Annotated in this window: 17 protein-coding genes and 3 pseudogenes; 9 read left to right on the top strand and 11 right to left on the bottom strand. The window is 70.5% G+C overall.

What is annotated here, in order from left to right; translation table 11 throughout:
- Positions 1-70: 70 nt before the first annotated feature.
- On the bottom strand, positions 71-2,080 hold the full coding sequence (locus B9S57_RS35185) for a TerD family protein (RefSeq protein ID WP_258036227.1): 2,010 nt from the start codon (positions 2,078-2,080) through the stop codon (positions 71-73).
- A gap of 147 nt (positions 2,081-2,227) precedes the next feature.
- Here B9S57_RS35185 and B9S57_RS05245 point away from each other — a divergent pair, with 147 nt between their 5' ends.
- A complete protein-coding gene (locus tag B9S57_RS05245; RefSeq protein ID WP_103514340.1) occupies positions 2,228-2,632 on the top strand; it encodes a VOC family protein in 405 nt (134 codons plus the stop codon).
- A gap of 618 nt (positions 2,633-3,250) precedes the next feature.
- Here B9S57_RS05245 and B9S57_RS35180 read toward each other — a convergent pair.
- From B9S57_RS35180 to B9S57_RS05225, 4 genes and pseudogenes are all read right to left on the bottom strand, one after another.
- A pseudogene (locus B9S57_RS35180) lies at positions 3,251-3,909 on the bottom strand (IS701 family transposase).
- Positions 3,910-4,197: 288 nt separating this feature from the next.
- Positions 4,198-5,475: an MFS transporter gene (locus B9S57_RS05235; protein WP_103514339.1), complete on the bottom strand. Its 1,278-nt coding sequence runs from the start codon at positions 5,473-5,475 to the stop codon at positions 4,198-4,200.
- 29 nt (positions 5,476-5,504) lie between these two features.
- Entirely contained in the window at positions 5,505-6,098 is a 594-nt protein-coding gene (locus B9S57_RS05230) for a winged helix-turn-helix domain-containing protein (protein ID WP_103514338.1), read from the bottom strand.
- 137 nt (positions 6,099-6,235) lie between these two features.
- Positions 6,236-7,214: pseudogene (locus B9S57_RS05225) on the bottom strand (site-specific integrase).
- 134 nt (positions 7,215-7,348) lie between these two features.
- Here B9S57_RS05225 and B9S57_RS35175 point away from each other — a divergent pair.
- Both B9S57_RS35175 and B9S57_RS35170 read left to right on the top strand, forming a co-directional pair.
- Complete coding sequence (locus B9S57_RS35175) at positions 7,349-7,894, top strand: transposase (protein WP_258036226.1); 546 nt, start codon at positions 7,349-7,351, stop codon at positions 7,892-7,894.
- Positions 7,846-8,115, top strand: coding sequence for a transposase (locus B9S57_RS35170; RefSeq protein WP_258036225.1), 270 nt, complete (start codon positions 7,846-7,848; stop codon positions 8,113-8,115). The genes B9S57_RS35175 and B9S57_RS35170 overlap by 49 nt, the downstream gene beginning before the upstream one ends.
- 95 nt (positions 8,116-8,210) lie before the next feature.
- Here the strand turns inward: B9S57_RS35170 and B9S57_RS05215 are convergent, their stop codons facing one another.
- Together B9S57_RS05215 and B9S57_RS05210 are read right to left on the bottom strand one after the other, a co-directional pair.
- Entirely contained in the window at positions 8,211-9,104 is an 894-nt protein-coding gene (locus B9S57_RS05215; protein WP_103514337.1) for a virginiamycin B lyase, read from the bottom strand.
- Positions 9,105-9,136: 32 nt separating this feature from the next.
- Complete coding sequence (locus B9S57_RS05210) at positions 9,137-10,045, bottom strand: alpha/beta fold hydrolase (RefSeq protein ID WP_103514336.1); 909 nt, start codon at positions 10,043-10,045, stop codon at positions 9,137-9,139.
- Positions 10,046-10,122: 77 nt separating this feature from the next.
- Here B9S57_RS05210 and B9S57_RS05205 point away from each other — a divergent pair.
- Positions 10,123-10,394: pseudogene (locus tag B9S57_RS05205) on the top strand (IS5/IS1182 family transposase); the annotation flags it as partial.
- A 565-nt stretch (positions 10,395-10,959) separates the two neighbouring features.
- A complete protein-coding gene (locus B9S57_RS05200) occupies positions 10,960-13,374 on the top strand; it encodes an endonuclease/exonuclease/phosphatase family protein (protein WP_103514335.1) in 2,415 nt (804 codons plus the stop codon).
- Positions 13,375-13,435: 61 nt separating this feature from the next.
- Here B9S57_RS05200 and B9S57_RS05195 read toward each other — a convergent pair whose 3' ends face one another.
- The 3 genes from B9S57_RS05195 to B9S57_RS05185 are packed head-to-tail and all read right to left on the bottom strand — an operon-like array spanning position 13,436 to position 15,860.
- Positions 13,436-14,338, bottom strand: a complete 903-nt coding sequence (locus B9S57_RS05195; RefSeq protein ID WP_103514334.1) for an alpha/beta fold hydrolase — start codon at positions 14,336-14,338, stop codon at positions 13,436-13,438.
- A gap of 17 nt (positions 14,339-14,355) precedes the next feature.
- A complete protein-coding gene (locus B9S57_RS05190; RefSeq protein WP_103514333.1) occupies positions 14,356-15,630 on the bottom strand; it encodes a beta-ketoacyl synthase in 1,275 nt (424 codons plus the stop codon).
- Positions 15,627-15,860 carry an acyl carrier protein gene (locus tag B9S57_RS05185; RefSeq protein WP_103514332.1) on the bottom strand — a complete coding sequence of 78 codons (234 nt, stop codon included), beginning with the start codon at positions 15,858-15,860 and terminating at the stop codon, positions 15,627-15,629. Before B9S57_RS05185 ends, B9S57_RS05190 begins: the two co-directional genes overlap by 4 nt.
- 485 nt (positions 15,861-16,345) lie before the next feature.
- On the opposite strand from B9S57_RS05185, the gene B9S57_RS05175 reads away from it, so the two are divergent.
- The 4 genes from B9S57_RS05175 (at position 16,346) to B9S57_RS05160 (ending at position 19,918) form a co-directional block, all read left to right on the top strand.
- A complete protein-coding gene (locus B9S57_RS05175) occupies positions 16,346-17,077 on the top strand; it encodes a nitroreductase family protein (RefSeq protein WP_103514330.1) in 732 nt (243 codons plus the stop codon).
- Positions 17,078-17,293: 216 nt separating this feature from the next.
- Entirely contained in the window at positions 17,294-18,838 is a 1,545-nt protein-coding gene (locus B9S57_RS05170; protein ID WP_103514329.1) for a peptidoglycan-binding protein, read from the top strand.
- A 235-nt stretch (positions 18,839-19,073) separates the two neighbouring features.
- Positions 19,074-19,499, top strand: a complete 426-nt coding sequence (locus tag B9S57_RS05165) for a DUF3291 domain-containing protein (RefSeq protein WP_103514328.1) — start codon at positions 19,074-19,076, stop codon at positions 19,497-19,499.
- A gap of 140 nt (positions 19,500-19,639) precedes the next feature.
- Positions 19,640-19,918 (top strand): DUF3626 domain-containing protein, encoded by a 279-nt coding sequence (locus tag B9S57_RS05160; RefSeq protein WP_107499015.1) that lies wholly within the window; start codon positions 19,640-19,642, stop codon positions 19,916-19,918.
- Between the two features lie 40 nt (positions 19,919-19,958).
- Here B9S57_RS05160 and B9S57_RS05155 read toward each other — a convergent pair whose 3' ends face one another.
- A complete protein-coding gene (locus tag B9S57_RS05155; RefSeq protein WP_258036248.1) occupies positions 19,959-23,609 on the bottom strand; it encodes a S8 family serine peptidase in 3,651 nt (1,216 codons plus the stop codon).
- Positions 23,610-23,677: the final 68 nt, after the last annotated feature.

Below are 23,677 nucleotides of genomic sequence, written 5' to 3'. Positions count from 1 at the left end.
TCCGCACCCTAGGCCGCGGTCCGCCGATCGTCGTCCCGGGCGCGCCGTGCGCCCGTACGGCGCGCCCCTGTCAGCCGCCTGTGCCGAGCGTCCAGCGGCCCGAGGTCCTGATCTGGAGGAAACCGGAGGGGAGCCGTTGCAGGCCGGCGCCGGTGCTCACCCTGCGCACCGGTTCGAGACGCTCGTCGAGGGCCCAGACGACCAGCAGGTCGAGCCCGCCCCGGGGCTCGTGCGTGACCATGACGTCGGACTCCGGACCGGGGTGGTGCACCACTCCGTACCCGGTGCCCGACACCGTGGTGCCGAGCACCGGCACGTCCTGGATGCCGGTCGGCTCGATGTGCCAGCCGGTGTGGTCCTCGGCTCCGACCAGGACGTAGCAGTGGCCGGCGCCCGACACCCACAGCGGTCCGACGGCGGGGCGGCGCCGGCCGCAGGTGTCCGCGGAGATGACGGTCCTGCCGTGCGCCTGGACGGTGCGGGTGGTGAGCGGCCCCTCGTCGCCGGTGGTCCTGCCCACGCCGAGCAGCGCGGGCGGGCCGTCGTAGCGGAACACCTCGCTCCCGGTGCCCCGCACCGGGCCGGTGAGCACGGGCGCCTCCTCGACGGGATGCAGGCCGAGCCGCCAGTCGGCGGCGTCCTCGACGCCGAGGCTCACCTCGCTCTCGCCGTTGCGGAAGAGGAGGGTCCTGCCGCACCGGCCGTCCTGGCTGCCCCGCAGGAGCTGTTCGCCGTCGCCGTACTCGTCGAGGATCTGGACGGTGTAGCCGAACACGGCTCCGTCGCCCTGGATCGTGTAGTCGAGGAGGGCGGGGCGTCCGGGTGCCGGGTTGGTGAGCGTGACGAGGGCCCGGCCGCGGCCCGTGCGGACACCCGCGGCCCGGTCGGCCGCCGGGTCGGACACCGGCAGCGGCCTGACGCCGAGGGTCCACGGCCCGTCGGCCTCGATGCGCAGCACCAGGGGGCCGTCGGGGAGCGGGACGGTGTGGCGCAGCGCGCCGGTCTCGTTGATCAGGAGGTCCCCGATGTCCCCCTCGGAGTTCAGGGCGGGTTCGACGCACCAGAGGGCGAAGCAGCCGTCACCGTCCTCGTCCCCGAAGTACGCGGCGTCCACGTCGGCGGGGGCTCCCCTGTGCACGAGCACGTCGGGCCCGGTGCCCTGGATGCCGTCGCTCAGGTGCCTGGCCGTGGAGACGGGCTGGACGACCACGGTCCAGTCGTCGTCCGCCTCGACGCGCAGCCGCAGCGCGCGGTCGCCGGGGTGGTGGGTGAGTGCCCGTCCCCGGAATCCCGGCATGGTGGTGTTGAAGAGGAGTTCGTCCTCCCTGTTCCGCGCGTCGAGCGTGTGGACCGCGAAGTAGCCGTCGCCCTCGGACCGGGCCTCGACGACGACCGGTCCGCGACCACCGGGTGCGTCGACCGTGAGGACGTCGCCGCCCCGCCCGCGTCGTACGACGGGAGGGAACTCCGGGCCGAAGGAGAAGGGGAACGGGACGGCGTCCTGAGGCGGCTGCGGCTGTGGGGGCTGGGGGACGGCGGGCTGCGCGGGTGCGTTCTCCTCCACGGCGATCCCGAAGTCCGAGGCGAGACCGGCGAGCCCGGACGCGTATCCCTGGCCCACGGCCCGGAACTTCCATCCGCCGTCGCGCCGGTAGAACTCCCCCAGGACGAACGCCGTCTCCGTGGTGGCGTCCGTGACCGCGTAGAACGCGGCCGTCGCCCCGTCCGGAGTCAGCGTCTGCAGGGAGAGGTCCTGCACCTGCCCGAAGACACCGCCCTCGCACGATCCCGCGATCACCAGGCGCTGCACGACGGGTTCGATGCGTGGGAGGTCGAGCTCCAGCCACTCGGCGATCTGTCCACCGCCCTCCACCGCGCCCCTGTGACGGACCGTGCCCGAGGGATGGGTGGGCTGGTTGTAGAAGACGAGGTCGTGATCGCCTCGTACCTTCCCGTCCGCGTCGAGCAACAGGACGGACGCGTCCACCACGGGTGCGCCGGAGACGTGCCGGCGGCAGACCGCCACGCGGAGCGGGGCAGCCGGGACAGGGGTGTTGGCCCCCTTGGCCATACGGGTCATCCGCACATGCTGCCAGTGAAGATATGGTGAAGTCGATGGGTCGAACCCACGGAGACGATCAGAGGATCCCGCTCAACTGGCTGCATCGTCGCGGAGGTTGACCGGCACTCCCGGCGTGTGACGCCCCATCGGGGGTAGCGATGGGGCATGACTGTCGGGAAAACAAGCGTTCTGGTCCTGGACTGCGCCGAACCCATGGAGCTCGCACACTTCTACGCGGCTCTCCTCGACGCGGAGACGCGGATCGGGAGCGATCCCGACTTCGTCGAGATCGTCGGCAACACCGGTGTGCACCTGGCGGTCCGCCGCGACCACGGCTACGCGCCGCCGAGCTGGCCGCGTCCGGAGGACTCCCAGCAGGCGCATCTGCGCATCCTGGTGGACCCGGGAGACATGGACGAGGCCGAGCGCGAGGCGATCGGCCTCGGGGCCCGGCCGGTGGACACGGGGGACACCAACAGCGGGCCCCGCGACGTCCGCGTCTACACCGACCCGGCCGGGCACTCGTTCTCCCTGGCCGTGTATCCGGCGCGGCAGACGAAGACCCCCTAGTACTCCAGCCGGACTTCGGTGTATGTCCTGGTCAACGGCTTGATCGTGGGGATTTTTGCTAGATGGTGCCGGGTGAGGGGTGGTTTCGCCCGGCCTGTCCCGCGAACGAATGACCACGCCGTGCGTAGTGACAGCGGCGGGACCGGGCCTGGTGTCGGCGGCGCCCTCTCGACCAGTTCATTGCATGGTTGCCCTGTCGAGCAGGACGTCGGCGGGTAGTTGCCAGTAGACGGCGGATCTCGGCCGGGGTGAGGTCCACGAGGTCGGGTGTGTCGTGACCGGCTCCCCCTTTTGGCGCTCTTGGGCGGCGCTGACGGCGAGAAGCGTGGGCGAACATGGCGAGGGTGATGTGCCGGTGCCAGCCGACGTAGCGGCGGACTTCGTACTGGTCCAGGCCGCATTCGTTCTTCGCGCTCTGGAAGCACTCCCCGATTTTCCAGCGACACCCTGCGACCTACCTGAACGAGATCGGCGACGGTGGCGTCCAAGGGCGCGGATGCGAGGAAGTAGGCGAGCTTGTCGGGCTTGGTGATGCTGCGGTGGGCAAGCATCCAACGTTGCCGGGTGGGCTCGTCGCCGTCGAACTCCCAGACCGCCGGCAGGTGGGCGGCAGCCCAGTCATAGAGCCGAGGCCCTTTGGCGCCGTCGCCGCAGGAGAGCCGCTGCCATGCCTCGGTGGGAGCTTGGCCGATGAGGTATGCGATGCGGGGGCCCGTGGACCTGCTGGGACTTGGGCACGGCCACGACGTAGGACAAACCGGCGTCTTCCAGGAAGCGTCGGAAGCGGGAGTCCTGTCCGTAGGCGGCATCGGCCGCGACCCAGGCGACGGGCAGCGGGCCGGCCTGCGCGCGCAGGACCATGGTGCGGGCCAGCTCGTCCTTGGTCGCGAACGGGCGGTTTTCGGGGATGTGGGCTGTGCGGCAGCGTTCGGGGGCGTCGGTCCAGGATTCGGGGAGGTAGAGCTCGCGGTCGACGAGAGCGTGGCCCCGGGTGCTGACGTAGGCGGCAAAGACACCGATCTGGCAGTTCTCGGTGCGGCCGGGGGTTCCGGAGTACTGCCGTTGCACCCGGCGGAGGTGGTGCCCTTCTTGACGAATCCGGTGCCGTCAATGATCAGGATGCCGTCGTCGGTGCCGAGGTGATCGGCGACGTATCCCTGCAGGTCGTCGCGTATCCCGCCGGCTTCCCAGCGGCTCTTCGCCAGGAGATGCTGCAGCCCGTCAGGCGTAGGGTGCCCGGCGAACTCGGCCAGTTGCCAGGAGTTCTTGCGCCCCACTGGCCCGAGCAGTCCTCGCACGTAGTCCCGAACCCGGCGCCTGGGTTCGACGCGGGGGAAGCGGTGTCCGATCCGCAAGAAGATTTCTTCCAGCTCTTGTTCAAACACGGAGGCAGGTACGTCACCGATCACATGCGATGACTGCCCCCCGTCGCAGTCACTACACACGGCGTGGTCATTCGTTCGCGGGACAGGCCGGGCGAAACCACCCCTCACCCGGCACCATCTAGCAAAAATCCCCACGATCAAGCCGTTGACCAGGACATACACCGAAGTCCGGCTGGAGTACTAGGTGTTCACGCCCGGCCGCTGCCGGGGCAGTTCGGCTCGCCGTACGGCCCCGGAGGCCAGGACAATGACCACGCCCAGGCTGGCGAAGATGCCGCAGCCGACGAACACCGGGGCGGCGCCCCAGGCGCCGATGGCGGCGCCGACCAGCGGGTAGCTGAGAGGTGCGAGACCAACCATGGTCAGCATGACCACAGAGGTGACGCGGCCGAGATAAGCGGGGTCCGCTGCGGTCTGTATCAGGGCATTGTCCAGACTGCCGAAGACACCCGCGCTCAGTCCGATGACCGCTGCCAGAACTACCGCGATCCAAAGGGTCGGAACCAGTGCGATGGTGGCCGCTCCCGTACAGCCCACGAGGAGCGTCCCGGCCAGCACCAGGCCGGCGCGGGGCAGCCAGCCAGTGACAGCGAGCAGGGCGGCGCTGACCGCTGCTCCTGCGCCGAAGCTGCTGACGATCCAGCCGTAGCCGGAAGGTCCCCAGCCTCGCTCGGCGTTGAGGAGGACCATGCCCACGTTGAGGGTGCCGGTGAGCCCGAGCTCGCAGATGGCTCCGGCGGCAACGAGCGGCCCGATGAGGCGGTGGCGGCGGATGTAGCGCAGGCCGTCGAGGAGGTCCTTCCATGCCGTGCCGGGTTCCGCCTGCTGCTGGCCGTGCTCCCCGAGGGGCTGCATCCGTATCGTCAGCAGGAGCGGCAGGGACAGCGCGAAGAGGTGGCCCGCGACGGTGAAGGCGGCCGCGGGCCCTCCGAGTCCCATGGCCAGGCCGCCGATGGGCGGGCCCGCGATCTGGCTCAGGCGCATGGACAGAGAGCGCATACCAGTGACCCGGGCGAGCTGGTCGGAACTCGTGATCCTCGCCGGAAGGGCCCCGATAGCGGGCACGAACAACGCATCGACGGCACCGAAGACGAGCGCCACCGCGACCAGGATCCACAGGGCTGGTGCACTCAGCGCTATGACAGCGGCCACCGAGAGGATGAGGAGACAGCGCAGCGCGTCGCTGCCGAGAATCACCCGGCGTGGATCGATCCGGTCGGCCAGCACGCCCCCGCCGAGCATGAGCAACGCTCGCGGTAACGCCCCGGCGGCCATGACCAGACCGACTTCGGTAGGACCGGCAGCCTTCTGGGCCGACCAGGCGAGGGCGACGAAGTACACGCTGTCACCGATGAGGGAAGCGGTGTAAGCGGTGAGCCAGCGCAGCACGTTGCCGTCGCAGTAAGCCGGTTTGCGGGCGGGTTGGGGCAGGGCTGTCTGTATCTCTAAGGGTGCCATGACGGGGCTCCAGTGAGTCGGGGCCCCGGTCAGGGCCGGAAGGGGAAGCCGTAGAAGTGGGCGGAGACGTGCTCACGGTCCTCGGTGTCGCCGGCCGCCTTGGCGGCCTTGCCGCGCTCCCGCCAGTGCCGGGCCACTGCCTCCAGTTCGTCGCCCATCTCAGCGAGTTCAGCCGGAGTGAGGTCGAACATCCATTCCGAGCTGAACGCGGCGTCGGTCCACGCCTTGCCCCAGGCGGCCGTCTGGTCCAGATACGTGCGGTACTGGGCGGTGCGGGTGTCGAGGGCGCTCCGGGTCACTGCCCCTACGGCAGCGGCCCCTTCAGGAGATTCCGCGAAGTCCGAGTCGCGAAAGCCCCAGCCCTCCTCCGACGCCACCTGCCACCACCGCTCACGGCCGTCGGTACCCTCGCCGCTCGCCTGGGTCACGAAGCCGTGCTCGGCCAGCTTGCGCAAGTGGTAACTGACCAGCGACGGCGTCTCGTGGACGTGCTCGGCGAGCTGAGAGGCGGTCGCTGTGCCCGCGGCGTACAGCAGCCGGTAGAGCTGCATTCGCAGGGGGACGGTGAATGCCTTCAGCCGGGACAGGTCGGTGATCTGCTCGGGCTCATGCTTTGGACACATGCCCTCACCCTAGGTACGAAGCGAAAGTTTCGCAATATCTGCTTCAGATCTGTGCGGGGGTGGAACCGGCCCTTCAGCGAGGGGCCATGTCCAGTCGATCCAGGTCGGTTTGACTGCCGCAGATGCCGGAAACGTGGTCAGCGTCGGCGATCGCCCGGCGCGAGCAGGCTCGTGACCTCGGCGATCGCCTCGGGTGTGGGGTGGAAGTACTTCCGCACGTTCTCCGACTTCTTGTGCCGGGACTTCGCCATCAGCATGAGCAGGCTCGCCCCGCCCTCACCGAGGTGGGTCAGGCCGTAATGCCGTCACTCGTGCAGATCCCAACCCGTGCCCGGCTTGCCGCCCAGGGTCGTGCGCTCGTCCAACAGCATCCGAGCCTGCCCGTAGGAGAGGCGGGCGAGCCCGGTGTCCGGGCATATATCGCGCGGACTGACGACCTTGCCGGGCCCCGGCTTGCGGTGCGTGACGAACACCGGGCCGCGAGTACGGCCCTTGAGGAGGCGAGGCAGCAGCCGGGCGGTACCCGCGTCCCAGCAGACCGTCTCGAGCACGAAGTCCGCGCGGAGGGCGCCGCCGGCGACGCGTACGAGGACGAGCGCCCTTGGCCTTCACCGGAGCCCGACGCCCGGCGAGGTCCAACTCCTCGATGTTGACGCCCAGAATCTCCTCCGCGCGGGCAGTGGTCTCGCAGAGCATCCGCCACAACGTCTTCTCCCGCAGGTGCACCTCCCGCCGCGCGATCAGCCGGTCGATCGCCATCTTCGAGTGGGCCGGGGTTTCGGATTCCGGCGGTGTGAGCCGCTTCGCCCAAGCCGGGACCGCCGGGCCGTCGTATCCGCGCTCAGCACACCAGCCCAGCCACGAGAGCACCGACGCACGCCGGGCGTTCCAAGTGTTCACTGCGGCACTGCCCCACAGCAGCTCCAGGGCCTCGCCGATCTCGTCGTCCGCGACGGACGCCAGCGGCCGGCCCTCGCCGAGCCGCTCGGCGGTCTTGCCCACCCCGATCCCGTAGTTGCGGACCGTGTTCGGGTTGCCGAGCGAGTCGAGGAAGGCGTCGGCCGCCGCGCGGACGGTCAGCGCCTTCCCAGCTGGCAGTTGCACAACGGTGGGCACGGCATTTCCCCTTGCCGCAGATAACGGGGCCGCTTCGCGTACGGCCTGGCGGCCGTTCCCGCAGGTCACGGTCAGCCGTCCCGCAGATAATGGGGCGCTATCTGCGGAAGGACTTCAGATGGCTTTCGCTATCGATGCTCCGTCAGCCGCCCAGCAGGGACGACGAGGCCTTAGCGCACAATCCGACAGGATGCTCCTCAAGCCCCAACTTCGACCTGCTGCCCAGGATCAAGCGGATCAACAAGGTGAAGCCGTACCGGCCGGTGGCCGGCGAACCGGACGCCTACCCGCAGCTCACCCCGGTGCTGACTCGGCCGATCCGCTGGGAACTCATCGCCCAGCAGTACGACCAGATGATCAAGTACGCCACCGCGATCCGGACCCGCACCGCGTCCACCGAGGCAATCCTGCGCCGTTTCACCCGCAATGCCTCCCACCCCACCTACGCGGCGATGCTGGAGGTCGGCCGTGCCCGGAAGACGATTTACGTGGCCCGCCACCTGAGGCTTCGGGACCTCCAGCGGGAGATCGAGGAGGGCCTGAACGTGATGGAGTCCTCCAACGGCGCGAACTCCGTGATCGCCTACGGCAAGGGCGGGAGATCGCCTCGAACCGACGCGACGAGCAGGAGATGTTCGTGCTGTGCCTGCGGATTCTGCAATCGGCACTGGTGTACGTGAACACCCTCATGCTCCAGGACGTCCTCGGCGAGCCAGAGTGGGCGGACCTCCTCACGCCCGCCGACCGGCGCGGCCTGACCCCGCTGTTCTGGTCGCACGTACGGCCCTACGGTGAGGTGAACCTCGACATGGACACCCGCCTCAACCTCACCGCGGCGACCGTTCCCAGCCCTCGGGCCACAGACGGCAAAGCCGTACGCTCCACCGTGGAGAAAGCATGAACCTTCGCAGGTACAGCACGCTGATCGGGCCGCGCCAGCGGCTGGTGTGACGCGACACCGAAACGCGGCTGACCTGGGTGGTTCTCCGTCCCAAGCTACAGTTCCAACCGCGCGACCCCTCCCGTCTCAAGGGCCACCCACAGAGCGCCGTCGGAACCTATGGTGATGCCGTGCGGCTCGGACGACGGTGACGGCAGGCTGTACTCGGCGATCTCGCCGCTATCGGTGATGTGACCAATGCGGTTGGCTCCCCATTCGGTGAACCAGCAGTCCCCGATGGACGCCGCGACGATGGCGTGGGGTTTGGCCGTGCGGTCAGGGAGCGGGAACTCCTTGATCGCGCCATCCACCGAGATCCTGCCGATCTGGCCCGCTGCGATCTCAACGAACCACAAGGCAGTGCTGTCACTGGTGATGCCCACGGGTGCGGCGCTGGGGGTGGGGAGTGGATGTATGACGATGTCCCCGTGGACAGTGATGCGGCCGATTGCGTTCGCCTGGTTGAGGGTGAACCACAGGGCCCCATCAGGGCCTGCGGTGATTGCCGAGGGATAGGCGCCCGTATGGGGAAGGACGAACTCGGTGATCTCTCCTTTGCAGGTGATGCGGCCGATACGGTCGGTGTTCATCTCCGTGAACCACAACGCACCGTCTGGACCGGCAGTGATACCGAAGGGTCCGCTGTCGGGTGTCGGAGTGGGGAAGGACTCCCCTTCGCCGTCGGCGGTGACGCGGCCGATCCGGTGGTCCTGGGACCGGGTGAACCACAGTGCTCCGTCGGGCCCGGGAGTAATGACCGTAGGGCGACACTCAGACGAGTCCAGGGGGTATTCGTTGAGTTCGCCGTCGAGTGTGAGACGCGCGATGCGGCCACTGTGCGCGAAGGTGAGCCACAGCGCACCGTCAGGTCCGGCCACGATGCCGTAAGGCCCCGCGCCCTTGTCCGCCACGGAGATCTCCCTGGTGGCCGGGGCATCAGAATGGTGCACAGCAACTCCTCGCAGGGGTGGTGGGGTGAGGATCAATCGACATTCCTGGCCGATGTGGCAGTTCGGTCTCGCACCAGGTTGAGAATGATCGCAGCGAGGTCAGCAGGCCGGGTCATGGGGACGTTGTGGTTCGAGCTGATGTCGATCAGCCGGCGGCCAGGGACGGCATCGACGACGGCACGCACCTCGTCGCGCCGTGAGGCGTAAAAGCCATCCTCGGCCAGCACGATTGTCATCGGACAGGTGAGACGGTCGTACAAGTCGACGGCTGGGAAGACTTCTGCATCGGGCTCTACAGCAGTGACAGTGGCGACCTCCTCGATGGCGGGCCGCCGTACCCACCGGTGGCCGCGGCGCATGAAGAAGCGCCGCGTAACCTTTTCGACAAGTCCGGGCCGTGCTCCCGCGTTGAGCCAGTCCCCTCCGGCCTCCCGTACACACTGCTCGACATAGGCGTGCATCTGGTCGTGGTCGGCATTCCAGCCGTAGCGGAACATCGTCCGTAGGCGGTCCGCCGCCTCGGTAGTCCGCACGTCAGCATGCTCGGCGATTGACGCGTTACGGTCATCGAGCACTATGCCGTCCACGATGCAGAGGGCGGCCGGTTCCACAAGTCCACAGGCAGTGGCGGCCGTCACCGCGTACCCGCCGGTGGAATGGCCGACCAGCACGGGGCGGTCCCAGGCCAGCGCGGTGACGACGCTACCGATGTCTCGCCAGTACTGCTCGGGACTGGTGGAGTCGAGCCGGGTCTGCCCATGGCCACGCAGGTCGAGGGCAATCGGATGGCACTCGCTCACCAGATGGGACGCCACATCCATCCAGGCGGCAGCGTTGTGTCCGCTGCCGTGGACAAGCAGCACGCCCTCACTGTGACCGCCGAAGTCCACACCGGATAGGACCCCATCCACGACGGGGAGTTCGATCTCTGTTCCGGTCACCACCGCACCCTGTCTGCGAGAAGACAGCCAGTGCAACTGCTTTTCTCACAGGGAGTCAGGGCGCGGTGAGGGTACCCTCCCGCGCCAACCGGGCCTACCTGCGTAGACGCGGCATCAGGCCGTCATCCCGGAGAAGAAGGACCAGGCCGCCCACCGCGAGAACCGCGGCCGCAAGGGCGGCCGGCCCGTCACCCACGACGCCGAGCTCTACAAGGACCGCAACACCGTCGAACGCATGATCAACAAACTGAAAGCCTGGCGCGGCATCGCCACCCGCTACGACAAGTCCCCCGAGAGCTACGACGCCGGACTCCTCCTCCGGGCCTCCCTGATCTGGATCAACGACTGAGCCTGTTCCGCTTTGGCGGACACCTTTGGTGTGTTGGTCAGGCTGCGAGTGCGGTCTCGTATTCGGCGGGGCTGAGGTAGCCGAGGCTGCTGTGCAGTCGGTGCACGTTGTACGTGCGCGGCATCGCCGGAGGATGGCGCACGAGAGCGGGTCCACGCGGCGTGGCGGGTCCCTGATGCGTACCGACAGCAGGGAGCGCCCCTCGTCCCTGCCGATGGTCCGCACGTCTCCCGTGCGGGTGGACCGGGCCAGGACGGACTCCGGCACGGGCGGGAGTGGGCCGGCCGGTTCACCCGGCGTCATCAGGGTGAACCGTCCTGGCCGCCACCACGATCCAGTTGTTCGGCGGCGTCAGGCAGCGGGCCCTCGCCGCGGCACGTGAGGCGACGGAGACCGGACCGGGCCGCTGAGCGGGGCGACGGGGACTGCCAGCGGGCCGCCGCGCGACGGCGAACTCCTGTGCGGGAGCGGGGCAATGACGCCCGGAATTAACCTCCGGTCTCTTGCCACGGATGGTCTACGCGCATAGCTTTTGGCCCTCACCACACATTTGGGGGCAGTTCCCGTGTACATAGCCAGACCCGGCTCCGCACTGCTGGCCGCCGCCGTCGCCGTGACCCTGTCGGTGACCGCGCTGCCCGCCGCCTTCGCGGCACCGTCGTCGTCGGCCGTCATCTCCGAGGTGTACGGCGGCGGGGGCAACTCCGGTGCGACACTGACCCGCGACTACATCGAGCTGGCCAACGCCGGCCAGAGTTCCTTCGGCCTGTCCGGCTTCAGCGTCCAGTACCTGCCGGGCGCCCCCTCCGCCGGATCGCTGTGGCAGGTCTCCCCGCTGTCCGGCGCCGTCGCGCCGGGCGGCCGCTACCTCGTCGCCCAGGCCGCGGGCACCGGCGGGACGGTGGCCCTGCCGGCCGCCGACGCGACCGGCACGGTCGCGATGTCCGCGGCGAGCGGCACCGTCGCGCTCGTCTCCGGCACCACCCCGCTGACCTGTAAGACCGCGGCCGACTGCGCCGCCGACAACCGGATCGTGGACCTCGTGGGCTACGGCTCCGCGGTCGTGCGCGAGGGAAGCGGTCCGGTGCCGGGTGCCTCCGCCACCGCCTCGGTGGCGCGCGGCACGTCCCTGGCGGACACCGACGACAACGCCGCCGACCTGGCCTCGGGCACCCCGACCCCCGTCAACGCGGCGGGCGAGACGTCCGGCGGCTCCGGGCCGGGCGAGCCCGGCGGACCCACCGAGCCCGGCCCGGTGCGGGTGCACGACATCCAGGGCACGACACGCCTCTCCCCGCTCGCCGGGCAGCCGGTCACCGGAGTCCCGGGCGTCGTCACCGGCGTTCGCGCCTCGGGCTCACGCGGCTTCTGGATCCAGGACACGGTGCCGGACGGCGACGCCCGCACGAGCGAGGGCCTGTTCGTCTACACCGGCTCGGCCGCCCCCGCCGTGGCCGTCGGCGACTCGGTACTGGTCAGCGGCAAGGTCGCCGAGTACTACCCGTCCACCGCAACCCAGTCCCTCACCCAGATCACCGCCCCCCTGACGACGGTGCTCTCCTCGGGCAACGCCCTGCCGGAGGCCGTCGTCCTCGATGCCTCCTCGGTACCGGACGCCTATGTGCCGACGGCCGGCGGCGGCTCCGTCGAGGCACTCGCCCTCGACCCGACGGCGTACGCCCTGGATCTGTACGAGTCCCTCGAGGGCGCACGCGTCACGATGGCGGACACCCGGGTGACGGGAGCGACGACCGCGTACGACGAGGTCTGGGTGACCGTCAAGCCGCGGGAGAACCCCACCCGGCGCGGCGGCACGCTGTACACCTCCTACGAGGACCAGAACACCGGCCGCCTCAAGGTGATGTCGCTGGACGCCGCGCAGCCCGTGCCGGTCGCGAACGTGGGCGACGTACTCAAGGGCTCCACCACGGGCGTCGTCGACTACGCGTCGTACGGTGGCTACAACGTCCAGGCCACCGAGCTGGGTTCGCTGAAGGACAACGGCCTGAAGCGCGAGGTGACGCGGAAGCAGAAGCGCAAGGAACTCGCCATCGCCACGTACAACGTGGAGAACCTCGACGCGGGCGACGAGCAGGCCAAGTTCGACACGCTCGCCCAGGGGGTGGCGGTCAGCCTCTCGTCCCCCGACGTCGTGTCGCTGGAGGAGATCCAGGACGACAACGGTGCGGTGAACGACGGCACCGTGGGCTCCGAGGCGACGCTGAAGCGGTTCACGGACGCGATCGTCTCGGCGGGCGGCCCCCGGTACGCCTGGCGCTACGTGGCTCCCGAGGACGGCAAGGACGGCGGCGAGCCCGGCGGCAACATCCGTAACGTCTTCCTCTTCGACCCCGACCGGGTCGATTTCGTGGACCGCCCTGGCGGCGACGCGACCACCGCCGTCGAGGCGGTGAAGACGAAGAAGGGTGCCGCCCTCTCCGTCTCGCCGGGCCGGATCAACCCCACGAGCACGGCCTGGCAGAGCAGCCGCAAGCCGCTGGTGGGCGAGTTCCGCTTCCGCGGGCGGTCCGTCTTCGTCATCGCCAACCACTTCGCGTCCAAGGGCGGCGACCAGCCCCTGCACGGCCGCTACCAGGAACCGGTGCGCAGTTCGGAGACGCAGCGCGTGCTGCAGGCGGCGGAGGTCAACACCTTCGTCACCTCGCTGCTCAAGGCGGACAAGTCGGCCCGGGTCATCACGCTCGGCGACCTCAACGACTTCGCGTTCTCCCCCACGATGAAGACGCTGACCAGCGGCAAGGTGCTGAAGCCGCTGATCACGACGCTGCCCGCCCGCGAGCAGTACAGCTATGTCTACGACGGCAACTCGCAGACACTGGACCACATCCTGACGAGCCCGGCCGTCCGCCGCTTCGACTACGACGTGGTGCACATCAACGCCGAGTTCGCCGACCAGGCGAGCGACCACGACCCGCAGATCGTGCGGATCGACGTGAAGGGGCGGGGCCACCGGCACTGACCCCGACGGGTGGCGGCCCCTGCCGGGCCGCCGCCCGCTCGACGAGCCCGAGCCCTTGTCGCTACCGCGCCCGCGCCCCCGCCCGTGCCTGGTGCGGGAGCCGGGCCGCGGCCGGATCGAGCGGCTGGTCGGTGAAGAAACGGGTGACGAGGGCGGCGACCTCGTCGGAGCGTTCCAGCACGACCCAGTGGTCGGACTCGGGAAGGGTGAGGAAACGGCTCCCCTCGATGGTCCCGGCGAACTCCCTCTGCAGTTCGGGTGAGGTCACCGTGTCGTGCTCCCCGGCGAAGACCAGGGCGGGGACACCCGACAGTCCGCCGGAGAAGTCCGGCCGGTCCCCCAGTGCCCGGCACAGCGAGTCGGCCGCGTGCGCGGAGTGGGCGAGCGCGTGCAGGAAGGAGCGCCGCACGTAGCGCCGGGCGAGCTCCCTGCGGTGCACCGGCCGGGCCGGGTCCAGGCACATGAGCCCGTCGGCGGCCAGCGTCGCGAAGCCCTCGGCGTCCCCGTCGGCCAGCGCCCGCGTGGCCTTGTGCCAGTAGGCCCGACGGTCCTCACCGATGTGCGTGGGGACGCCGCCGAGGACGAGCCTGGCGACGCGCCCCGGGTCGTGCTGTGCGCAGCCGAAGGCGATGGACGCGCCGTAGGAGAAGCCGAAGAGATTGATCCGGGAGACACCCAGATCGTCGAGGATGGCGGTGACCGCGGCGCGCAGGACCGGTGCGCCGGGACCGGAAGGCAGGGGATCGGCCGTGCCCATGCCGGGCAGGTCGGCCGTCACCACGTCGGTCACGGGGCCCAGATGGTCGTCCATCTGCGGCCAGCCGAACATGCCCTGCAGCGCGCCGCCGATGACGAGCACCGGTTCGGTGGCCGGCGCTCCGCCGGCAGCCGGGTCGCGGCGCAGGACCCGGTAGCCGTAGCGCACCCCGTCCACGGTCAGGGAACGGATGATCTCCTCGGGCACGGTGCTCTCGCTTCCTGTCAGGCTCTGGTGAGCACGAGCGCCGCGTTGTGGCCGCCGAAGCCGAGCGAGGTCTTGACGGCGCAGTCGAACGCGGCATGCCGGGCCTCCTTGCTCACCACCTCGACGGGGATCGCGGGGTCGGGCGCGTCGAGGTTGGCGGTCGGCGGCACGAGCTGGTGCTGGAGCGCGAGGACGGTCAGAGCCGTCTCGATGCCGCCCGCGGCGCCCAGGGTGTGTCCGGTCATGGCCTTCGTCGAGGTGACGAGGGGGTGTTCGCCGAGGACACGGCGCAGCATGGCCGACTCGATGAGGTCGTTCGCGACGGTCGAGGTCCCGTGGGCGTTGACGTGGCCGATGTCGGGAGCGTCGACGCCCGCGTCGGCCAGGGCGGTGCGCAGGGCCCGTTCGATGCCGAGGCCGTCGGGGTCGGGAGCCACGGCGGAGTGGGCGTCGCTGGAGGCCCCGTATCCGGCGACCCGGGCGCGGACGGTGGCGCCGCGGGCGCGGGCGTGCTCGGGGCGTTCCATGACGAGGAGGCCGGCGCCCTCGCCCACGACGAAGCCGTCGCGGTGCGTGTCGAAGGGGCGGCAGGCGGCCGCCGGGTCGTCGGTGCGGGTGGAGACGGCCCGCATCTGGCAGGCACTGGCGATCAGGAGCCGGGAGCGGACCGATTCGGCACCACCCGCGACGACGATGTCGCAGGCTCCGGTGCGGAGCATCTGGTGGGCCGTGCCGATGGCCACGGTCCCCGACGAGCAGGCCGTGGAGACGGCCTGGCTCGGGCCGTGCACCCCGAGGTCCATGGCGACGCTGCTGGCGGCGCCGTTGACGACGCTCAGCGGGGCGAGCTTCGGGGAGACGCGGCGTGCGCCGCGTTCGGAGAGGGTGGTGTGCTGCTCGTCGTAGAAGGGCAGCCCGCCATGGGCGGAGCCGATCACGACGGCGACCCGGCCTCTGTCCCAGACCGAGGGGTCGAGCCCGGCATCGGCGACGGCCTCGCGGGCGGCGATCACGGCCAGCTGCGAGAAGCGGTCCATCAGCCGCTGCGCGGCGACGCCCAGCGCCGCCTTCGTGTCCAGGCCGTCGACCGTGTACATGAAGTCGCAGGGCAGTCCCTCGAGTTCCGGCAGGTGCGGGACCGAGGGGGCGGGGCCGGTGCCGCACACTCCGCGCCAGGCCGCGTCGGCCCCCACGCCGGCCGCGGTGACCAGGCCGATGCCGGTGACCGCGGCGCTGAACGGCTCGATGCCCGGACGGGCGGACCTGCGTGCGAACGGCCCCCGGCCCGTCACGCGCCGGCCTTGCTGCACACGGCGGCGACCAGGTGGCCGACGGTGTCGCGTGACGACAGGACGACGTCCTCCAGATCGATGTCCAGGCGGTCCTCGATGAGGAGCCGGAGCTCTTCCAGTGCGAGCGAGTCCAGCCTCAGCTGACGGAGCGGCACCTCGGGGCTGATGGCCCCCGGATCGGTTCCGAACCTGGTGACGAGCAAGGCGCTGATCTCTTCCGAGGTGCTCATGGGGACGCTCCTGCGCTCTCGGTACGCGGTGACGCCGGCCGCGTGGTGGGTGAGGTGGCCATCGGGGGACGCCGGCTGCTCGGGAGGGACCCTTTATACGCCGTCGCGGCCGGTTTTCCGGACCCCGTTCCCCCATGAGGAGGGGGGACGGGCAGATGTGCGAATCCGCCACACCGGGGAGGGTGACGGCGATGGGCACGGGCGTACGGACAGCGGTGCCCGACAGGGGAGGAACGCGCCGTGGCAACGGAGCGGCACGACGGGGCGGCCCCGAGCGGTCCCGACAACTGGGGCGGACCGCAGGCGAGTTGTCCGGTCCCCCTGCCGGCGCGACCGGCCCCGCGCGGTGCGCCGAGTGCCGGCGGTGACCGACGGCGGTGTTCCCGCGGCCCTGCTCCGGCGGCCCTGACCTGCGGACGCCGGCGTCGAACCGGGTCGCCAACAGGACTCCCCGCGAAGGTGATTGAGTCGTAAACTTCGCGATCATGACCTTCGAAACGGTGTACGCCGACGCGCCATCCCCCGACGGGCCCGCGCTCTTTCCGACCATGTCGACCATGCGCGCCATGCGCCGCCTCAAGCCGGACCCCGTACCGGACGAGACGCTCGAGCAGCTCATACAGGCCGCCGTCTGGGGACCCAGCGGCGGCAACATGCAGTGCTACGAGTACGTGGTCGTCACCGACCGCACGGTCATGGCCGACCTGGCCCCGCTGTGGAAGCGGTGCGTGGATGCCTATCTCGCGACGACCGGCAAGCACGCGCCGGAGGGCATGCCCGACGCGGCGTACGGGCGGATGGTGGCGGCGATCGAGCACCAGCGCGACCACTTCGCGGACACCCCCGCACTGATCATCCCCTGCTACAGGTTCCCGGAGCCCCGGTTCGACGAGGAGGGGCTGGGGATCTACGCCGAGTCGCTCGGCCCGGCGGGCCTGGAGCACATGACGAACACCCAGACGCGCTTCCAGGCGCTCGCCGAGGGCTCCTGCGTCTATCCCGGCGTACAGAACGTCCTGCTGGCCGCGCGGGCCCTGGGGCTCGCCGCCAACGTCACCATCTGGCACCTGATGCTGGAGCAGGAGTGGAAGAAGGCCCTCGGGATCCCTTCGGACACGCACACCTTCGCCGCCATTCCGGTGGGATGGCCGCAGGGCAACTTCGGGCCGGTCCGGCGCCGGCCGGTGGCCGACGTCATCCACCGGGACCGCTGGTAGCTCCGACGCCGGACCGTCACCCCCGTGCGCGGGGGTGACGGTCCGCCCCGGGAAGGGCGTTCGGCACACAACTCCATTGGAGTGACGAGGAGTTGGACACGCGTAGACCTCATTGTCATGTGTTAATCACATGGATAGCCTGTGCGGGCTCAACGGCCCCCGGCCCACCCCACCCGGGTCCGGCGGCCTTCCTCTCCCCACAGACCTGGAGCAGCTATGCCCCGACGTCCCGCCGGCCACACCCGAGGCCGCGCAGCCGTACTGGCCTCTCTCACCGCCACCGCCCTGGTCGCCGCCGGCCACCCGGCCGGCGCGGCTCCGGCCGACACCGACCCCATGAACCAGGCCTTCCAGCGGGCCGCCGAGAAGTACGGCGTCCCGCGCGACCTGCTCGCGGCCGTCGGCTACGGCGAGACACACCTGGACGGACACGCCGGCCTCCCCAGCCAGGACAACGGCTACGGCGTGATGCACCTCGTCAGCAACCCCGTCAACCACTCCCTGGAGAAGGCGGCCGCACTGACGGGCAAGTCCACCGCGGTTCTGCGCGAGGACACCGGGGCCAACATCCTGGGCGGCGCGGCCGTGCTGCGGGACCACGCCGACGCGCTGGGCCTGGACAAGGCCGAGCGGGCCGACATCGACGCCTGGTACCCGGCGGTGGCGCGCTACAGCGCGGCCGAGGGGGCCATCGCCGCCCTCTACGCCGACACCGTCTACACCTTCCTCGCCGAAGGGCTGCGGACCACCGTGGCCGGGGGCGAGAAGGTCTCCGTCACCTCCCGCCCGGTCACCCCCGAGAAAGGCCCCCTCGCCAAGGCCGACGTCACCGCCCAGAGCCCGGACTACCCCCCGGCCCTCTGGGTGGCAGCCAACTCCTCCAACTTCGCGGTGAACCGTACGGCGACGGTGGACAAGGTGGTCATCCACGTCACGCAGGGGTCGTACGCCGGGACCATCAGCTGGTTCCAGAACGCCACCTCGAAGGTCAGCTCCCACTACGTGGTCCGCTCCTCGGACGGCCAGATCACCCAGATGGTCCGCGACAAGGACACCGCGTACCACGCCAAGAGCGCCAACGCCTCGTCGCTCGGCATCGAGCACGAGGGGTTCATCGACAACCCGTCGTGGTTCACCGACCCGATGTACCGGTCCTCGGCGGCCCTGACGAAGCACCTCTGCGACCGGTACGGCATCGCCAAGGACCGGTCGCACATCATCGGGCACAGCGAGGCACCCGGGAACGACCACACCGACCCGGGCGTCAACTGGAACTGGTCCTACTACATGCAGCTCGTCGGCGGCTCGGGCAGCGGGGCGGACGGCCTGAGCTTCTCGGCGTACACGACCCTGAAGTCGGGCTCGACGGGTGCTCAGGTGAAGGCGGTGCAGACGCTGCTCAACCAGCAGGGCTACAACGCGGGTGCCGAGGACGGCGTGTTCGGCCCCGCCACCAGGAGCGCCGTCCAGGCCTTCCAGACGGCGCGCGGCCTCACCGCCGACGGCGCGGTCGGCCCGAAGACCTGGACCGCGCTGCTCTCCGCGGGCACCAAGCCGACGCTCGTCCTGGGCGCCTCGGGTGACGCGGTGAAGCGGGTGCAGCGCGCCCTTACCGCGGCACTGGGCAGAACGGTGACCGCCGACGGAGCCTTCGGAACCCTGACGGACAAGGCGGTCCGCGACTACCAGAGCACCCGGGCCCTGGGCGTCGACGGGAGCGTCGGCCCCGCTACCTGGGCGGCGCTGCAGTCGGGGCGCTGATCCCCGGACCACCCGGATCCCGGCGCCCCGCGCCCCGCTCCCCCTCGGTCACCGGCCGCCCCGCTCCGCCGGGACGCCGACGGGGGTACGGGCGCGGGGCGCAGCCATGACCGGCGCCGCCCGCGCGCCCCGGTGCGAGGAGACGTCCCACGCAATTCACTGGCACACGGGACCTGACACTCCCTAACATAGGAAGCGGACAGCACCACTATCCATAATGAAAGTGAGTAGTGCGATGCCGACGCTCCCCTGGATCACCCCTCAGCCGCCTCCGTCCGACGGAACGACCGTGGTCATGGCCTCCCGATTCGAGGTCCGTTCCCTGCGCGACGTACCGCGCTTCCTCCTGAAGTCCCTGGCCGCGTGGAAGCAGGTGCGCTCCGCGCCGGGCGCGTTCGGTGCCTCGCTCATCGCCCGGCCCGTGAAGCGGGAGTTCTACACCCTGTCGGCGTGGGAAGGTCGCGAGGCGCTCTACGCCTTCGCCCGGACCGAGCCGCATCGCGCCATCATGACGGACCTCAAGCCCACGATGCGCTCCTCGACGTTCGTCTTCTGGGACGTCCCGGTCGGCCGGCTGCCGATCACCTGGGACGAGGCGAAGCGGCGGATCGGGGAGCAGCGGCGCGCCGATGCAACCGGGCCGGGCGACGCGACGGGCTGAGCGCCCGTGCGCTCCGGAGCGCATCCACGGGGCCCGGGTGCGCCTTCCCCCGCGCCTCGCCCACGGGCGAACGTGGGCTCTGCCGGCACACGGCCGGCGGGACATCAGGTCCGAGGGGGCGGTCGAACGAGACTGGTCCGATGAGCGCCGGCCCCCCGCAGCCCCGGACACGCGCCCTGCTCCGCCCCGTCGAGTGGCACGGTGGTTTCCTGCTCGGTGTGCAGGAGTTGGAGCGGCACCCGGAGTACCGGGGACCCGAGTACGTCGAGCTGGGTGCGGCCCTCGCGGAGGGCGGCCACCTCGACGCGCGGATCATCGGGGAGGCCGCCCTGCGCGGGCTGCACGATCCTCAGGACCTGAAACGGGTATGGCACTGCCTGGCACGCTTCGGGCGGAACGGCAGCGGGCCCGCGCCCTGACCGGGACGCGGGCCCGCCGTGATCGGCGGTGCTCAGCAGGTCACTTCAGGCCGAAGGCCTTGATGATCTCCTGGTCGACGACGAGACCGCCGGGGCCCTCGGCGTGCGCCTTCAGCGAGACCGAGTCCGCGCCCCGGGCGGGTGTCCGCAGCTTCGCGGTCCACGCGCCCGACGCGCTCTTCCGCAGCTCGACCGACGTCCAGGTGCCGCCCTCGTCGTAACTGACCGCCAGCGAGGCCTTGTTCGCCTTCACCGCGCTGTCCAGCCATGCCTGGGTGCCCGCCTCGACGCCGACCTTGACGGACCGGCCCGCCCTGACGTCACCGGCCAGGTCGGTGTCCACGTCGTAGTCGAGCTGCAGCAGCGGGATGTCCGCCTGCTGCGTGCCCTCGGGGAGCGCGCCCGACTCGTAGCCCCACTCGGAGTGCGTGCGCGTCGAGGTCTTCCAGGTCTCCTCGTCCCGCACCGAGTCGATGACCAGGCGGTAGGGCACCTTCTCGGCCGACAGGCCCCCGGCGTAACCGGCCCGGCCCGCACCCTTCTTGAGCAGGGTGTCGCCCTGGTAGAGGGCGTAGGACGTGGTGTCGTACTCGTCCTCGGGCATCGAGCCGGAGTGGCCCTCACCCGAGTCGGTCCAGGGCGTGATGTTGAACTGCATGTCGTTGTTCGCGGTGCGGAACGGCCCCCAGTACCCCGTGCCCAGACGGGGGCTCGTGACCGGGGCGAACCAGTCGGTGCGGTAGGTCCGGCCCGCCGTGTAGTCGAGCTCCGGGCTGCGCATCTCCTGCGCGGTGCCGGACCCGTCGGCGTTCAGCACCGAGTGGTTCTCGTACCAGAAGGAGTCGCCGCGCAGCGGGCTGACCCACTCCGTGCGGGTGCCCGGGAACTTCTCGTACTCCTCGAAGCCGATGCCCGGGCCGTAGTCCGGTATGTCGTAGCGGTAGCCGCCGCCCAGGGTCTCCTCGTGGCCGTAGAAGGTGTTCTGCACCTTCGCCAGCTGACGGGTCGACGGAGTGAACGCCAGGGACCGGTCCGGGATGACGCCGTCGTGACGGTCCACCAGGTCGTAGACGTACGAGGCGAACCTCTTCTGGTCGACCGAGAGCTTCCTACCGCGCTGCGCCGCCCGGATCAGCGTCTGGCCCACGGTCTTCTGCACCGAGGCGACCGGGATGGTGGTCTGCTCGCCGTACGGCGCATAGCTCTCCATCGCGACTCCACGGCCGTCGTTGACGACGAAGAGCGCCTTCGCTCCGGCCGCGAGTGCGTTGGCCAGCCGGTCGGCGGGCGGGACGGCGTCGCTGCGGGTGACGACGACGGCCTTGCCCCTGACGCTGCGGCCCTTGTAGTCGGAGGGGGCGCCGTCGCCGGCGTAGACCCCGGTGAGCTTCTGCTCGCTGTCCTCGGCGACGACCGAGCCGTTCTGCACCGTGACCGGGACGTCGTGGCCGTCGGCCGTCAGGTCGAGCAGCTCCTCGCCCTGGCGCCAGCGGGTGAGGAAGCTGAAGCTTCCCTCGCCGACCTTCTTCGTCGGGGCGGCCCACAGCTGGTCGTACGTCAGCGGGATCTGATAGGCGTCACGCTGGACGACGCCGTCGGGCGAGATGCGGGCCATGTCGTACCGCAGCTGCCGCTTCTCGCTCTCCTTGGGGGTGCGCACGCTGACCTTGCGGGCCTTCGAGGCGTCCAGGGTGACGGTGGTGGGCTTGTCGAGGACCGTCTCGGGTGCCGCGAGGAAGGCGACGGCCTTCGAGTCGGCGGTGTCCCCGTCGACGTCCGCGGAGGTCCAGGCGGTGTAGTTGCCCGGGGCCAGCCGCAGCGTGGTCTCACCGGAGACCTGGACGAGGCCGAGCTGCGGGTCGCCGAGCGCGGCGAGGACCACGATGCCGTCCATCGGCTCGCCCCCGCGGTCGCGCAGCCGCAGCGTCAGGTCGTAGAGCTCCTGCTCCTTGTTGACGGCGAAGCCGGTGTGGGCCACGGTCGTGCCGGCCGCGTCGGTGGCGACGACCTGGCCGGAGAACGTGGTGTCGTCGGCGACCTTCGACGGGTCGATCGAGAGGACGGCCTCGGCGGTGGAGCCCGCCGGGACGGTCAGCTCCGTCGTGGAGAGGGTGTAGGCGGCGGCGTCCGTGTCGGTCGCCAGCTTCAGCGAGACGTCCTTCTCACCCGTGTTGCGGTAGGTGACGGTGCGCTCGGCGACGGGGTCGGAGGCGCTGTGCGGCCAGTCGTAGGACGCGACCTCGACGGAGCCGGTGGCCTCGATCGTCGTGTCGATCGCCGCCTTCACGTCGAGACGCCCGGTGCCCTGCTCGTAGGGCGTGTAGTCGGGCAGCTCCTTCGACGAGCTCATCAGCGCGTCCTTGAGGCGCTGGCCCGACCACGCGGGGTGACGCTGCTTCAGGATGGCCGCCGCGCCCGCGACGTGCGGGGTGGCCATCGACGTACCGGACAGCGACTGGTACATGCCCTCGATGCCCGGGACCGACTGCGAGGCCGCCGCGTTGATGTCGACGCCGGGGGCGGACAGGTCGGGCTTCAGGCCGTGGGACCGCACGAGCGGCCCCATGGAGGAGAAGTCGGCCCGGCCGTCCTGCTTGTCGACGGCGGCGATGGTGAGTGCGCTCTCGGCGGAGCCGGGCGAGCCGATGGTGCCGGCGCCGTAGGCGTTGCCCGCCGCGACCACGAACAGCGGGCCGCCGTCGGCCGACAGGGCGTCCACGGCCTGCGACATGGGGTCGGTGCCGTCGTCCGGGATGCTGGAGCCGAGGCTCATGGAGACGACGTCGGCGCCTTCGGCCTTCGCCCACTCCATGGCCTCGATGATGCCGGAGTCCGCGCCCGATCCCTCGTTGCCCAGGACCTTGCCGACGATCAGGTCGGCGCCGGGGGCCACGCCCTTGTTGACCCCGTCCGACGCCGCGCCCGAACCGGCGACGGTGGAGGCCACGTGCGTGCCGTGGCCGTTCTTGTCGTCGACCTCCTCCCCGGGGACGAAGCTCCGGGTCTTCTTGACGCGGTCCTTGACGTCCGGATGGTCGGCGTCGATGCCGGTGTCCAGGACGGCGACCGTGGTGCCCTTGCCGTCGTAACCCGCCGCCCAGGCCTGCGGGGCGTTGACCTGCGGCACCGAGTCCTTGAGCGCCGCCTCGACCTTCCCGTCGAGCCACAGCTTCGTGATGCCGGCGTCGAGCGAACGGCTCTTCTCCGTACGGGAGATGCCGCTCCAGAAGGTGCGGGCTTCACGTTTGTCGGCCTTGAGCGCCGCGCCGTGGACGGACTCCAGCCGGCGGACCGTGCTGCTGCCCTCCGGAGCTGCCGGCAGTGAACGCCCCTTCGCCGACGCGTAGGTGGCGATCAGCGGGATGCCCGCGGAGCGCTTGTCGTCGTACCCCATCTCGACCAGGGTCGATATGTTGAACAGCCGCTTGTCCAGCTTGCCCGCGGCGATGAGGGAGGCCGCCTCGTCGGGGAGGACGAAGATCTCCTCGCCGGCCTGCTGGACGTGCACGCCGCCCACGGCACCGTCGGGGCGGTCGACGGTGACGGTGTCCTGGTCGCCCGCGCCGTCCGTGTAGTGGACGACATCGCCGGTGACCAGCGTGATGTCGTAGTCGTGGACCGCGGATCCGTGGCGGTCCACGACGGCCGACGGCTTCGGTGCGGCACCGGCGGAGACCGCGGCGGGGAGCATGGCGCCGCTCACGAGGGCGACGGACGTCGCTATGAGCAGAGCCCTGCGTCCCGCGCGAGCGGGTCTCG

Source organism: Streptomyces sp. SM10, assembly GCF_002910915.1.
Lineage (GTDB): Bacteria > Actinomycetota > Actinomycetes > Streptomycetales > Streptomycetaceae > Streptomyces.
Note: the sequence above shows the minus strand (reverse complement) of the source record. Positions and strands in the feature narration are given on the sequence as shown.